The 13,783-nt window shown below is 62.5% G+C and carries 15 protein-coding genes; 8 read left to right on the top strand and 7 right to left on the bottom strand.

Annotated elements, in window-relative coordinates:
* Positions 1-161: 161 nt before the first annotated feature.
* Complete coding sequence (locus EJ067_RS24070; protein ID WP_126087697.1) at positions 162-437, bottom strand: hypothetical protein; 276 nt, start codon at positions 435-437, stop codon at positions 162-164.
* 188 nt (positions 438-625) lie between these two features.
* Positions 626-784 (bottom strand): hypothetical protein, encoded by a 159-nt coding sequence (locus EJ067_RS34715; RefSeq protein WP_189510084.1) that lies wholly within the window; start codon positions 782-784, stop codon positions 626-628.
* A gap of 324 nt (positions 785-1,108) precedes the next feature.
* Here EJ067_RS34715 and EJ067_RS24065 point away from each other — a divergent pair, with 324 nt between their 5' ends.
* The 5 genes from EJ067_RS24065 (at position 1,109) to EJ067_RS24045 (ending at position 4,811) form a co-directional block, all read left to right on the top strand.
* Positions 1,109-1,969, top strand: coding sequence for a hypothetical protein (locus EJ067_RS24065; RefSeq protein ID WP_126087696.1), 861 nt, complete (start codon positions 1,109-1,111; stop codon positions 1,967-1,969).
* Between the two features lie 234 nt (positions 1,970-2,203).
* Positions 2,204-2,473 (top strand): DUF2282 domain-containing protein, encoded by a 270-nt coding sequence (locus tag EJ067_RS24060; RefSeq protein ID WP_126087695.1) that lies wholly within the window; start codon positions 2,204-2,206, stop codon positions 2,471-2,473.
* A 43-nt stretch (positions 2,474-2,516) separates the two neighbouring features.
* Positions 2,517-3,551 (top strand): DUF692 domain-containing protein, encoded by a 1,035-nt coding sequence (locus EJ067_RS24055; RefSeq protein ID WP_126087694.1) that lies wholly within the window; start codon positions 2,517-2,519, stop codon positions 3,549-3,551.
* Positions 3,538-4,323: a DNA-binding domain-containing protein gene (locus EJ067_RS24050; protein WP_126087693.1), complete on the top strand. Its 786-nt coding sequence runs from the start codon at positions 3,538-3,540 to the stop codon at positions 4,321-4,323. Before EJ067_RS24055 ends, EJ067_RS24050 begins: the two co-directional genes overlap by 14 nt.
* An 11-nt stretch (positions 4,324-4,334) precedes the next feature.
* Positions 4,335-4,811, top strand: a complete 477-nt coding sequence (locus EJ067_RS24045) for a DoxX family protein (protein WP_126087692.1) — start codon at positions 4,335-4,337, stop codon at positions 4,809-4,811.
* 247 nt (positions 4,812-5,058) lie between these two features.
* Here the strand turns inward: EJ067_RS24045 and EJ067_RS24040 are convergent, their stop codons facing one another.
* The 5 genes from EJ067_RS24040 to EJ067_RS24020 form a co-directional block, all read right to left on the bottom strand.
* Positions 5,059-6,258: a mandelate racemase/muconate lactonizing enzyme family protein gene (locus EJ067_RS24040; protein ID WP_126087691.1), complete on the bottom strand. Its 1,200-nt coding sequence runs from the start codon at positions 6,256-6,258 to the stop codon at positions 5,059-5,061.
* A gap of 11 nt (positions 6,259-6,269) precedes the next feature.
* Entirely contained in the window at positions 6,270-6,596 is a 327-nt protein-coding gene (locus tag EJ067_RS24035) for an NIPSNAP family protein (RefSeq protein ID WP_126087690.1), read from the bottom strand.
* Between the two features lie 102 nt (positions 6,597-6,698).
* A complete protein-coding gene (locus EJ067_RS24030; protein WP_126087689.1) occupies positions 6,699-8,057 on the bottom strand; it encodes a mandelate racemase/muconate lactonizing enzyme family protein in 1,359 nt (452 codons plus the stop codon).
* A 62-nt stretch (positions 8,058-8,119) separates the two neighbouring features.
* The gene (locus EJ067_RS24025; protein ID WP_126087688.1) at positions 8,120-9,286 is read right to left on the bottom strand and encodes a mandelate racemase/muconate lactonizing enzyme family protein; all 1,167 of its coding nucleotides are present in this window, start codon (positions 9,284-9,286) and stop codon (positions 8,120-8,122) included.
* A 55-nt stretch (positions 9,287-9,341) separates the two neighbouring features.
* Complete coding sequence (locus tag EJ067_RS24020) at positions 9,342-10,052, bottom strand: GntR family transcriptional regulator (protein ID WP_126087687.1); 711 nt, start codon at positions 10,050-10,052, stop codon at positions 9,342-9,344.
* A 212-nt stretch (positions 10,053-10,264) separates the two neighbouring features.
* Between EJ067_RS24020 and EJ067_RS24015 the strand changes: the two genes are divergently transcribed.
* From EJ067_RS24015 to EJ067_RS24005, 3 genes are all read left to right on the top strand, one after another.
* The gene (locus tag EJ067_RS24015) at positions 10,265-11,746 is read left to right on the top strand and encodes a sugar ABC transporter substrate-binding protein (RefSeq protein WP_126087686.1); all 1,482 of its coding nucleotides are present in this window, start codon (positions 10,265-10,267) and stop codon (positions 11,744-11,746) included.
* 179 nt (positions 11,747-11,925) lie between these two features.
* The gene (locus EJ067_RS24010; protein ID WP_126087685.1) at positions 11,926-12,885 is read left to right on the top strand and encodes a sugar ABC transporter permease; all 960 of its coding nucleotides are present in this window, start codon (positions 11,926-11,928) and stop codon (positions 12,883-12,885) included.
* Positions 12,882-13,772: a carbohydrate ABC transporter permease gene (locus tag EJ067_RS24005; protein ID WP_126087684.1), complete on the top strand. Its 891-nt coding sequence runs from the start codon at positions 12,882-12,884 to the stop codon at positions 13,770-13,772. Before EJ067_RS24010 ends, EJ067_RS24005 begins: the two co-directional genes overlap by 4 nt.
* Positions 13,773-13,783 lie beyond the last annotated feature (11 nt).

Raw genomic sequence — 13,783 nt, 5'->3', positions numbered from 1 at the left:
TCCCTCAGCTGCAGAGATGAAAGTGCAGGCTCGAACCGTGCCGCAAAGCGTTCCATCGCGCCAATGCAGGGGGGCTATTAAGTCGATAGCCTTTCGTCATGGCAGTTGGCGGGCCAAGGCCCGCCAACTGAGCGTCCAGGATCTGGTCGCCGTCCGCAGTGTCAGCTGTGATGGCCCAGGGCAAAGAGCTGGGCGCAGAACTGCGCGTGCGGCTTGCTCATGGCGGCGTCGTTGCATTCCTTCATCATCGCATTCTGCGTCGATTTCGGCGTCGCCTTCCACGCGGTTTCGAAATCGACACTCGGCTTCATCGTCTTCATGCCGAAATCGGTGAAGAAGGGCTGCATGTTGGACGGTTCGTCAAGGGCGCCGGCGAAAGCGACGCCGCCAAGAACGGTAAGGGCAAAAGCGCCGAGGCAGATAGCTTTGAGATTCATTTTAAGTCCTTCTTTGGCTGGGTAGTCATCCTGTGGACAACCGTTGAATTGATCGACAGCAATTCGGAATTACTGGTTCCTCCTTGCCGGTATGAACTTTGCTGCAACCGCCTGCCAACTGGACAATGCCACCTGCGTATGAAGGCTATGCCGGCTCGGCATCTCACGGATGCTTACCGGCACAGTCGCTAGTTGGCTCCGCCCAAAGCCAGGACGTTGGCGCAGAACTGGGCGTGAGGCTTGCTCATCGCCGGATCGTTGCAAGCCTTCGTCATCTTGATCCGGTCATGCTTTGACAGGGCGAACCAAGCCTTCTTGAACCCGGCCATCGGTTTCATCGTCTTCATCGTGGCGTCCGTATAGAATGTCGGCAATGCGGCGAGGTCGCTGAACGGGTTGGCTGACGCCGGGCTCACACCGATACCGATTGCAAGTGTGGCCACGCAGGCGAGTTGTCTTCTCATCATTCATCTCCTGTTCCGACAACGGTACCGGAGCTGGCGACACGCATCGCATCACCCGGCCTGGTCGAGACTGCGACGCGCGCAGACCGGCAGCCAATGCAATCTGCCTATCGACTTCATGCCGCCTTGGCATTTCGGCCAAGGAAGAAGATGCGGCAGTCTTTTCACCAGTCGCCCTGTCGGCGGCTTTGGGATGGAGACAGACAAATGCACGTCCAGTCCGAAACGCGAACTGACCGGGCCATCATTTGCGGAACGACTTCCGGGCTGGAGGGTGTCCTGTCGGTCGATATTGTCCTTGCAAGCGACGCGAATGGCGCCTTCGTCTGGGGTGTGCTCGACCGCCTGCTGGACGAGCCGACCTTCACCTTCGAGGCCATAACCGCCTCTGGTTTCGGAGCGGTGGAAGCGGCGGTCTTTGCCTATGGCCTGAGCCTCGGCGGACGACGCGGCGCGCGGACGGCGCTCGCCAATTTCTGGCGGCGCGTCAGCCACGCCTCGATGTTCGCCGTCGACAGAGCGGGCCTGCTTCGATCGATCCTGGAACAGTCAATCGACATCGAGCAAATCCGCGATGAACGCTGCCCGGTGAAACTGGGCGTCCTGGCCGTCAACGCCCGCACCGACGCCGTGAAGATGTTCTCCGGCGAGCAGTTGTCGATCAACGCGATCGTGGCGGCAGCCACCGTCCCGTTCATCTCCGCGCCCGTCGAGATCGACGGCGATATTTATTGGGGCGACGGCGAGCTCTCGCAGCTGCCGCCTCCCCGGTCGCCGAAAGCCGGCCATCGCCTTGTCATCGCGGGCAGGCCCTCACTGTTCGTGGCACCGTGTCCGGATCGCAGCGTCGCCGCCACCCAATGCGCGACCAAATGCGCGCCGGTTCACACCATCTTCGACAGCCAGTACCGAGCTGGGGCTGCGTTCTTCGTGAGACCCTGGATCGACTGGGGCGAGTTGACAGGCATGCGCGACAGAGGGCGGCAGCGTGCAGCGGACTGGCTTGCCGCCGGTCCTCTGCGCACCGACGAAACCGCCGCCATGAATTGCGAAAGACGATACACCTAGGCGCGCCTCCCTCCCGCCTAGCCGCGCCTGCTTCGCATACTCCCGAATGCAGGCGCCAAGCCCTCCGGTGCCCCGCCGGAGGGCTTTTTCGCGTCGCTTCCGGGGACATAGTGGCTGCGTATCAATTCGATGCCGAGACAGCATTTCAGCTCGGCCCGACGATCGGAGACACTGATCACCAGACGGGCCTAGAGGCCGGTCTTTCTCTCGAAACGCCAACCAGGAGACAAGTCTGTGATCAGCACCAAGACCCTTATCGGATCGGCCCTTGCAGCCGCCACCTCGCTCGCCGCGACGGCGGCCTACAGCGGCCCCGCCGCCAAGCCCGGCTTCGCCTTTGAGAAATGCTACGGCGTCGTTAAGGCAGGCCAGAACGACTGCCAGACCGCGACGCATTCCTGCGCCGGCACTTCGACCGCCGACAACCAGCCGGATTCCTGGCTCTACGTGCCTGCCGGCAGCTGCGCCAAGATCACGGGCGGCAGCGACAAGCCGAAAGCGTAGCCGACTTTCCACCTCGAGCGACCAGACCAAAAGGAGGAGACCGATGTCCACCATGTTTTCACCACTCGCAATCCCAGCATCGGCGGGCATCGGTCTTCGCTCGCCGCACGTCGCGGAAATGCTGACGCGGCGGCCCTCCGCCGGCTGGCTCGAGGTCCACGCCGAGAACTACATGGGCGATGGCGCCGGCGTCGAGGCGCTGGAAAAACTGCGCCGGATCTACCCGCTGTCCGTGCACGGCGTAGGCTTGTCCCTGGGCAGCGCAGGCGGCCTGGATCGCGACCATCTGGAAAGGCTGCGCAAGGTCTGCGAGCGCTTCCAGCCCGACCTGGTCTCCGAGCATCTCGCCTGGAGCGTCGCCGACGGCGCCTACCTCAACGATCTGCTGCCGCTGCGCTATGACGAAGAGGCGCTAGCGATCGTCGCCCGCAATGTCGAGACCGTCCAGGACACGCTGAAACGGCGCGTGCTGATCGAGAACCTGTCGGCCTATCTGGCCTTCGCGGATTCCTTGATGAGCGAGGCCGAGTTCCTGGCCGAGCTCGTGGCGCGGACCGGCTGCGGCCTGCTGCTCGACGTCAACAACGTCCAGGTCTCGGCCCATAATCTGCAATACGACGCCAAAGCCTTCATCGATGCGCTGCCGGCCGGGGCAATCGGCGAGATCCATCTCGCTGGGCATGCGACCAACCAGGTCGGAGCCGACACCGTGCTCATCGACGACCATGGCTCGCGTGTGCCCCCGGTCGTCTGGGCGCTCTACCAGCATGCCATAGACCGGCTCGGGCCACGCCCGACATTGATCGAATGGGACACCGACGTTCCGGTTCTTGATGTGCTGCTTGGCGAAGCGATGTGGGCCGACATGCTGACCGCGTCGATCCTGTTCAACCGCAGGCAAGCCGCGATACGCAAGCAAACGACCGAAGCGCGACCGACGCCCATCTGCCTTCCTGTCGAAGGCGAAACGACGACCAGCATGCCGGTGCTTGCCGCTTTTGCCGCCGCCAGGCGCGCCAGGCCGTCCATGTCTGCGGCGCTGGTCTCAATCGAGGAGGAATACCATGCTGCCGCTTGAACACCTGCAGACCACCATGGCGCGCTCGGTGCTGGCCATGGAGCCAGTGGTCGCCGCAAACATGCTGACCGCCGGCAAGGCCGATCCGCTGGCCCGCCTGCGCATCTACCAGAACAACACGCGCAGCTCGCTGACCGCGGCGCTGATGGCGGTGTTTCCTGTGACCGTCCGCCTCGTCGACGAGCGCTTCTTCCGCTTTGCGGCCAGCGAATTCATTCGACGGCATCCGCCAGTGGAGTCGCGTCTGGCACGTTATGGCGCCGGCTTCCCGCGCTTCCTGAAATCGATCGACACGCTGTCCGACATGCCAATCGTCGCCGAAACGGCGCGGCTCGAATGGGCCATCGCGGAGGCGCTCGATACGGCTTCGCTGCCACCCCGCAGCCTCGCGGAATACGGCAACACCGACCTTGGGCTCTCGCCGGATATCTTGCTCCAGCCCTCACTGCGACTGATCATCTCGCACTGGTCGATCCTGTCGGTATGGATGGCGCATCAACAGGAGACGGCGGTCGACCAAAACAGCACCTGGGCAAGGCGCCCCGAACGCGTGGCGTTGTGGCGATCGGGGAACTACGTCCGGCTCTTTCTGCTCGACCGCGCGAGCTTCGCCTTTTGGCATTCGTTGAAGCACGGTCTCGGCCTCGAGCATGCCACTGGCCGTGCCCTGGCGCTCGACCCCGCCTTCGACCTGGTTTCCGCCCTTGTGCGTCTGTTTCGCGACAGGCTCGTCACCAATGTGCGGGTCGCCGCGAATTCCCCCTCAAACTGATGGAGACGGTCATGACCGCAATTTCAGAGCAATCTTCGTCCAACCCGGCCGGTCTTGTCGGCCTCTACAGGCGCATCATCAAGCTGCCCGAGCACATCCCGTTTTCGCTGGTCCAGCTCGCCGCACGCGTGGCGGTCGCACATGTCTTCTGGCAATCGGCGCAGTCGAAGCTCGCATCCTGGCCGGTGACGCTGCAGTTGTTCGCCGACGAATACAACCTGCCGTTCATCGATCCCTCGATCGCCGCGCCGCTCGCGACGGCCGCCGAGCTGACGGGCTCGGTGCTGATCTTCTTCGGACTGTTCTCGCGCCCCGCCGCGCTGATGCTGCTCGGCGTCGTGTCCGTCATCCAGATCTTCGTCTATCCGGAAAACTGGGCGGAGCACCTCTTGTGGGCATCCTTGCTGCTCATTGTGCTGACGCGTGGCGCCGGCTCGCTCTCGCTCGACCGCATCGCTGAACGGATCTTTTCGGCATCCGGAAAATGACCATTTCGGCCGGATCGGGACGCACGATGCGGGATCTTCATCGTTCATGCCCGCGCCCAACAGCTTCACGGCGCCATGACCCGTACGGCAGAGCCCCGCCCGCGGCTAGGTACGAAGCTGGCTGGCCACAACGAAGGAAGCGTGGCCTGGAGCGGGTTCACCTTTCACAGAATCGCTGATCCGCTCCAAGCATTTGTTTTTGCGCAATTCCGGACGGGAAACCGCCACGCACTTTCCTGGAATTGATCTAGTCGAAGAAGCCCGCATCCTCTTCCCTGAGATACTTCCTGGCCGCTTCGGCGTCGATATCGAGGCCCAGCCCCGGCGCTTCCAGCAGGTCCACCATGCTGTCCTTCACGATCTGCGGCGGCAGCCCGATGACGAGGTCCTCCCACCAGGGATCGGAGGCGCTCGGATATTCGAAGGCGATGTAATTGGCGGGCAAGGTGGCACAGACATTGATCAGCGCGCCGAGGCCAAGCAGGCCGTTGGCGGTGCCGTGCGGCGCCATCAGGATCGAGTGCATGTAGGCGTGCTCGGCGACCCATTTGAGCTCGGCAATGCCCCCGATATCGGCAGGATCGGGGCCGATCACGCGCACCGCCTGCGTCTCGATCAACTCCTTGAAATTGTGCCGGAGGTAGATCTGCTCGCCGGTGTGGATCGGCGTCGAGGTGGAGGTGGTCAGCTCGCGATAGGCCTGCGGATTGACCCACGGCACGTAGTCGCCGGTCAGCATGTCCTCGAGCCACATCAGATTGTACTTCTCGACCGCGCGGGCGAACCTGATCGCATCGGGCAGCATCCAGCCCGGTCCGCAGTCGAGCGCCAGGCTGACCTTGTCGCCCAGCACTTCCTTCATCGCGACGACGCAGTCGAGCATATGATTGAAGCCGCGCTCGCTGATCACGCCCTGATCCATGGCGCCGTGATAGCCGGCTTTCTTCTGCGTCACGCCGTAGTGGAAGCCTTCTATCGTGTCCTTCATGTTGGAGTGGAACGAGATGCCCTGCTTGATCATGAAGAAGTTCTGCGGCTGCTCCATCATCCATTTGACGTCGGCGGCGTAGTCTTCCGGCCGGTCGCCCGTGCGCTTGCGGCGGATCGAGCCGTTGTAGACCCGCACCTTGTCGCGCACCTTGCCGCCGAGCAGCTTGTAGGCCGGCACGCCCGCGGCCTTGCCGGCTATGTCCCACAGCGCATGTTCGATGGCGCTCACCGCCGCGCCGTGGGGCTTGAAAGAGCCACGTTGGCGGATCTTCAGCATCACCCGCTCGACGTCGGTCGGATCCTCGCCGATCAGCGCCTCGCGGAAATGCAGCACGAAGGGCTTGAGATAGGTCTTTGTGTATTCGACCTCGCCAAGGCCATAGAGGCCCTCATCGGTAACGATGCGCACTATGGGGTGCTTGCCGATGACGGCACAGCGCAGGTCGGTGATCTTCATGGCTCGCAGTCCTATTTCACAGACGAGAAAGCTGTCGGCGTGAGCAGCTGGCTGCTGATATTGGCAATGATCTGCCCGTCGCGCTCAGACTCGTCCCGAGCCCTGTGCCATGCCGGATCGGTGACGAAAGCCGCCCACTTCACCTCACGCTCGGCCAGCGATTCCCAGGCGAGGAAGTAGGTGAGGCGATTGCTGTTTTCGCCGATCGCCGTGGTGAAAAACCCGGCTTGGCGGATGCCATGCCTCTCCCAGATGGCCAGCGTCTGGTCGGAAAAGCGCTTGAGCAAAGCCGGCAGCCTGCCCGGCAGGCAGTCATAGATTCGCAGTTCGTAGATCATGGTTTCGTCCGTTTTCTTTCTTCGCCTCTCCTTTGGGAGAGGTCGACACGAATGGTCGGTCGTTGGCCCTGTGAGTCTGGGGGAATGAGGGAAGGATCTGGGCTAACTCCAGGTCCGGTCCCAGCTATATTCATTGTCCCAGCGCTCGGTGGATTGCCACATCCCCGTGACACCCGGTTGCAGGTGCAGCGAGATTACCTCGTCGACCACGTCGTCGATCCCCAGGCCCGGCTTGTCCGGGACGGTGATGAAGCCGTCCTTGACGAGCGGCTTGGGCAGGCCGGTGACGATATCGTCCCACCAGTCGACATCGGCGGAGTGGTATTCGAGCGCCAAGAAGTTCTCGGTCGCGGTCGCGACATGTGCCGCGGCCATCGCCGCGATCGGACTTTCGGCCATGTGGATGGCCATGGTGACGCCGTGGTCCTGCGCCATGTCGCCGATCTTCTTGGTCTCGAGGATGCCTCCGCTGGTCAGCAGGTCCGGGTGGATGACCGAGAGGCCGCCGCTCTTCAGCAGAGGCTCGAAGGCCTCCTTGAGGTAGATGTCCTCGCCCGTGCAGATCGGCACCGCGGTGGCCTCCTGCAACCGCCGGTATTGCTCGGTGTACTGCCAGGGAATCACGTCCTCGAGCCAGGCCGGCACGTATTTCTCGATACGGCGCGACAGGCGTATGCCGTCCTGCAGCGAGATGTGGCCGACATGATCGATGGCTAACGGGATCTCATAGCCGATGACCTCGCGAACCTCGTGGATGTACTGCTCGAGCAGGTCGATCCCCTTTTCGGTGAAATGCAGGCCCGTGAACGGGTGCTGCACGTTCTGCGCATCGTAGGCGAGATTGCGGGCCTTGCGCTCCTCGAGCGTGCCGCCGCGGCCGCGCGGATTGCCGTGAAACCCTTCGAGCGCACCGGCGGGCGCGACGACGGCGCCCGGTATATGGGCGATCTGCATCAAGCCCAGGTCCATCTTGAGGAAGGTGAACCCGCGGTCCATGCGCGCCTTGAGGCGCTTGCCGGTTTCGGTGCCGCTGGGTTTCTCGGCGTCGGTGTCGCAGTAGACGCGCACCTGATCGCGAAACTTGCCGCCCAGCATCTGGTAGATCGGGACGCCATAGGCCTTGCCGGCGAGGTCCCACAACGCGATTTCGACCGCCGAGACGCCGCCGCCTTGCCGGCCGTGCCCGCCGAATTGCTTGATGCGGCGGAACAGGCGGTCGATGTCGCAAGGGTTCTCGCCAAGCAGCCGGCTCTTCAGCATCAGCGCGAAGGTGGCACTGGCGCCGTCGCGCACCTCGCCAAGCCCGACGATGCCCTGGTTGGTGTAGATCTTGAGCAGCGCCGAGGTGAAAGGCGCGCCGACGATCTCAGCCACCCGCATGTCGGTGATGCGAAGGTCGGACGGCCTGGAATTCGGGTTGACCCGATTGAGGGCCTCGTCGGCTCCATCGGTTTTTGGCATGGCCTATCCTCGTTCTGTTTGGCGGGGCTTGTTGCCCACATGCTGGCCGGCATGGAAGGTCGCTAGGCCAGCTCGATTTCGTGGGCCTGCAGATAGTCGCGGTTCATCTCGACACCGAGACCGGGCTTCGACGTCAGCTTGAGGCTGCCGTTCGAAACGTCGAGCGGCCTGTCGATGAGGTGATCGTATTTGCCGAGATTCCACTCCGACGTCTCCAGCTTGTAGAAGTTGGGAACGGTCATCATCACCTGCGCTCCCGCGACCACGTTGATCGGCCCCGCAGCGTCGTGCGGCGAGACCGGGACGTAATAGGCTTCGCACAGGGCGGAAATCTTCTTGAGCTCGGTAATGCCGCCGGTCCAGGTGACGTCGGGCATGATGTAGTCGGCGAGCTTGTTCTCGAGCACCGGCACGAAATCCCACTTCGTGTGGCCGCGCTCGCCCCACGAGATGGCGGCGCTGACCTTCTCGCGCACCTGCTTGAGCGCGTTGAGGCTTTCGGGCGGGCACGGTTCCTCGAACCAGTCGATCTGGCCGGCCTCCTCGAGGCTGCGACAGAGGCGGATGGCGGTGGGAACGTCGAAGCGGCCATGCGCATCGATGAGGATGTCGACATCGGGCCCCGCTGTTTCGCGGATCAGGGCCGTAAGCTCGGCCGCTTCGCGCTCGTCCTTGCGGGTCATGCCGCCGTCGAGGTAGCCGTCCCGCCTTTCGCGGGGCAGGCCATCGACGCTGGGCCCCTGATGGGGGAAAGGGTCGAACTTGAGCCCGGTATGTCCGGACTCGACGATATCCCGAATTTCACGGACCACAGCCTCCTTGCTGGTAAACTTGGCCTGGTTGGGGTGGGTGTAGAGGGCAATTTCATCGCGCACTGGTCCGCCCAGCAGCTCGTAGATCGGCTTGCCGAGGACTTTGCCGCGGATATCCCAGAGGGCTATGTCGATGGCGCTGACGCATTCGACGGCGGCGCCGCGGCTGCCCATGTAGGTGAAGCTGCGGAAGATCTTGTGCCAGAGATATTCGATGCGCGCGGGATCCTCACCTGCCATGGCGGCGCCGATCTGCCGCAGGATCGTGCAGAGAGCGCGATTGGCCAGCTTCGTCGTGGTGGTGATTTCCCCCCATCCGCTCACGCCCTCGTCGGTCGTCACTTCGACGAACAGGTACTCTCCCCAGTAAGAACCGCCGGACTTGATCAGCCACGGCCGTATGCTCGTGATTTTCATGTCAGCTACCTTTGTCTGAATGGTCTGGCTGACGACGTTCCAGACCGGGTGTGTCCTATCCGGCCCGTGCGGCGTTGCGGGCCCGCATATGTTCGAGGATGTGCCGGCCGGAACCCTCGACATGGCGGGCAACGAGCTCGGCCGCCTTGTCGCCTTCTCCCGCCTTTACGAGCGCGATGAGCTCGCGGTGCTCGCGAATGATCGCGGCGCGTCGCGCGAGGGTGAAATCGAAACGCCGGCTCACGGCTCGCAGCACTTCGCGATGCTTCCACCAAAGCTCGGCGGCATGGCGGTTGTAGTGCCGCTGGTACATCACGGTGTGGAAGGCGGTATCGAGCTCGCTGTGCCTCAACGTATCGGAAAAGTTGTTCTCTTCGATCAGGCCCTGGATGCGTTCGAGTTCGGCGATGTCCTCGCCGGTAGCCATGTTCACGAACCACCTGGTCAGGGCCGGCTCGATGAGAACGCCGATCTCGTAAATATCGCGGACAAATTCCTGATCGATGGGTCGCACGCGCGCGCCCCGGTTGGGGGCAAAGATGACAAAGCCCTCGCCGCGCAGCAGTTGAAGGGCCTCGCGCACAGGATTGGTCGAAGTGCCGTGACGCCGGGCGAGATCGGTGACCACAAGCCGTTCGTTGGCGGCGAGCCGTCCCTCGATGATGTCTTCCCTGATCAGTTCATAAAGCGAGGCGCCCTCGCTGGAGGCCCCTAGGGGATCGATCCCCGCAGGTGGCTTGGCTTTGAAATCGCTTGCTTCGGCCAAGGCCGGTTCCCCCTAGATTAATACACACATTATCCGATTATCACGCAAAGTTTCGATAAACAATGTACGATCTGGCGCGTTGACAGACAATTCACGATCTGAAAACGTACAAGATGGCCGATGGGATACACGAAGCAGATGCCCGCGGTCGAACGAGCGAGGACCGCTTGCCCCGAAGCGAAGCGGCGTGGGAGAGAACCTGGAGGATACCTATGACGAGGATTACACTCGGCGGTGCCGTCCTGCGCGGCACTGTTTCGACTGCTTTAATGGCATCGTTGATGTCGGCGCCGGCGCTGGCCGCACCGCCGGTCGACTTGAGCAAGTGGTCGCCGGAGTATGTGCGCTCGATTGCGGGCACGCAGGATTTTGACACGGCGGGCGATTGCGCCAAGGTCACCCCACTCGACTACAAGGGGCGATTGACTTTCTGGTATCAGGGCGTGTTCGAGGGCGACCCCGACCTCCTGCGCCAGTACTACAAGGACTTCTTCGAGACCTTCCGAAAGACCTATCCGAACATCCAGCTCGAGGAACAAGCCCTCACCTATAACGATCTCCTCGACAAGTTCCGCACGGCGCTCCTTGGCAATGCGGCGCCGATGGCGGTCCGCCTGCAGATCCTGGGTGGCACCGAGTTCGCCTCGAAGGGCTATCTGCAGCCGCTCAAGCCCGAGGATGTGGGGTATTCGACCGAGGATTTCTGGCCCGGCGCCTTGAAGGCCGTCACCTGGGATGGCGTGACCTACGGTATCCCGACCAACAACGAGACGATGGCGTTCATCTGGAACGCCGACATCTTCAAGCGCGCGGGCCTCGATCCGAACAAGCCTCCGGCAACCTGGGACGACGTCGTCAAATATTCCAAGCAGATCCACGACAAGCTCGGCATTGCCGGCTATGGCCTCGTGGCGCGCAAGAACGCCGGCAACACGCCCTACCGCTTCATGCCGCAGCTGTGGGCCTATGGCGGCGGCGTCTTCGACGAAGCCAAGACGAACCCGACCTATAAGGAGATCGAGCTCAACAGTCCGCAGAGCAAGGCGGCGCTGCAGGCCTCCTACGACATGTATGTCCGGGACAAGTCGGTTCCGGTTTCGGCGCTCACCAACCAGCAGGCCGACAACCAGCCCCTGTTCCTGGCCGGCCAGCTCGGCATGATGATCTCGCACCCGTCCGACTACAACGTCATGCTCGACCTGCAGAAGAAGGCGACGGGCACCGACAAGGACAAGGCGCAGACGGTCATCGACAACATGCGCTACGGCCTCATTCCGACCGGTCCGGACGGCAAGCGCGCCGTCGTGTTCGGCGGCTCGAACATTCACATCCTGAAGCCCGAATATGTCGAGGGCGGCAAGGTGGACGAGCCGGCGGCAAAGGCCATCATCTGCATGTGGACGAGCCCCGAATGGTCGCTGAAGATGGCCTACGCCGGCTCGAACCCGGGCAACCTCAACGGCTTCAAGACCAAGTGGATGAAGGAACGCCTGGACAACATCAAGTTCCTCGATGTCACGACCTCGATGCTGCCATACGGCATCCCCTTCCCGGCGCTGCCGCAGTCGCCCGAGATCATGAACATCATCGTCCCGGACATGCTGCAGAATGCGCTGACCGGAGCGATGACCGTCGACCAGGCAGCCGACGACGCGGCCAAGAAGGTGAAAGACCTGATGGGCGGCGGACTCTAGAGCAATTCCAGGAAAAGTGTGTAACGGTTTTCCGTCCGGAATTGCGTAAAAACAAAGAGATAGAGCGGTTCGACGTTTCCGTGAAACGGTGAACCGCTCTAGCCGAAGCCTGACCTGCGATCCGACCGGCTGCGCCGAAAGTGCGGCCGGTTCGCTCCGAAGAACAAGGGCACGCCAAAGTGACGATCGTGACCGGCCAGACCGAGGCTCGCCGAACATTGCAACCCGACAGGTCCGGCGCGCTGCGCAATATCTGGGAGCATCGCGCCGACTACGCGTATGTCCTGCCGGCGATCGTCGTGATGCTCATCGTCATCGCCTATCCGATCTACTACACGATCGAGCTGTCGTTCTTCACCACGCCGCCTGGCCTGCAGCTCCGGGACAAGATCTTCGTCGGCCTCGATAACTACAAGGCCATCCTCACCAGCGAGGTGTTCTGGAAGGTCACCTGGAACACGCTCGTCTGGACATTTGGCTCCACCTTCGTCTCCTTTGTCCTGGGCTTTGCCACCGCGCTGGCGCTGCATCGCGAGTTTATCGGCCGCGGCGTCCTGCGCGCCGTCCTGATCATTCCCTGGGTCATCAGCGCGGTCGCCGCCTCCTATATCTGGAAGTGGATCTACCATTCGGATTTCGGCATCGTTGGCGCGGTGCTGGTCGAGTTCGGACTGGCCGACCGGCCGCCAAACTTCATCGACAGCGTCGGCACGGTGCTGCCCTCCCTGATCGTCGTCAATATCTGGCGCGAGTTTCCCTTCGCCATGATCATGATGATGGCCGGCCTGCAGACGGTTCCCGACCAGTTGCTGCGCGCCGCAAAGGTCGACGGAGCCAATGCCTGGCAGCGCTTCTGGCACGTCACTTTCCCGCATTTGAGAAACGTCTCGACGGTGACGATCCTGCTGTTGGCGGTGGCCAACTTCAATTCCTTCATCATCCCCTGGATCATGACCGGCGGCGGCCCGTCGAACGCATCGCATATCTGGATCACCCACATTTACGAGCTTGCTTTCGGCCGTCAGCGCTGGGGGGTGGCATCGGCCTATTCGGTGCTTCTGTTCCTCATCCTGATGACGCTCGGCTACTTCTACGTCCGTGCGCTGAGCGGCAACGAGCGGAAGGATGGGAACGCATGAGCACGATTGCCGAGACAGTCACTCGGGGCCGGACCAGTCGCCGCATGCGCGTCGACGGATGGCGGTGGGGCGGGCGGGTGTTCCTGGTCTTCATGCTGCTCTACACGGCGTTGCCGATGGTCTGGATGCTGCTCACCTCGATCAAGTCCGGCTTTGCGGCGATGCAGTTCCCGCCGCAATGGTGGCCCGACCAGCCTACCCTTGCCAGTTACCAGAAGCTGCTCGATCCGCAGAACAGCGTCGGCCAGGACTTCCTGCGCTTCTTCTGGAACAGCCTCGTCGTTTCGACCGCCACGACGATCCTTTCGGTGATCGTGGCGGTGCCTGCGGCCTACGCGTTTTCGCGCTTCAGGTTCCCCGGCCGGAACTTCCTGTTCTTCGCCGTGCTGCTGCGCAACATGTTCCCGGCGGTGATCTTTCTCGTGCCGCTCTTCATCCTGATGCGCGCGATCGGGCTGGTGAACACGCATGGGTCGCTTGTGCTCACCTACCTGACTTTCGGACTGCCGCTGGCGATCTGGCTGCTCAAGGGCTTCTACGACAACATCCCGATCCAGCTCGAGCAGGCGGCGCGCATCGACGGAGCGACGCGGTTCCAGGCCTTCATCCTGATCGTGATGCCGCTTTCGGCGCCTGGCATCATCGCCACGGCGATCTATTCCTTCATCGGCGCGTGGAACGAGTACATCTACGCCTACACCTTCCTCTCCAAGAACGAGCAGCTGACGTTGCCGGTCGGCATCCAGCGCTTCTTTTCGGAAAATACGACGGATTTTCCGGGCCTGATGGCGGCCAGCTTCATGATGAGCGTGCCCGTCGTGGTGCTGTTCCTCGTTCTGCAACGATACTTCGTACGCGCCCTCACGGAAGGCGCGGTCAAGCACTAGGGAGTTTTTTG

It is taken from the genome of Mesorhizobium sp. M1D.F.Ca.ET.043.01.1.1, from assembly GCF_003952385.1.
In the GTDB taxonomy this organism is placed as follows: Bacteria; Pseudomonadota; Alphaproteobacteria; order Rhizobiales; family Rhizobiaceae; genus Mesorhizobium.
This window is presented reverse-complemented; position numbering and strand designations above follow the sequence as displayed.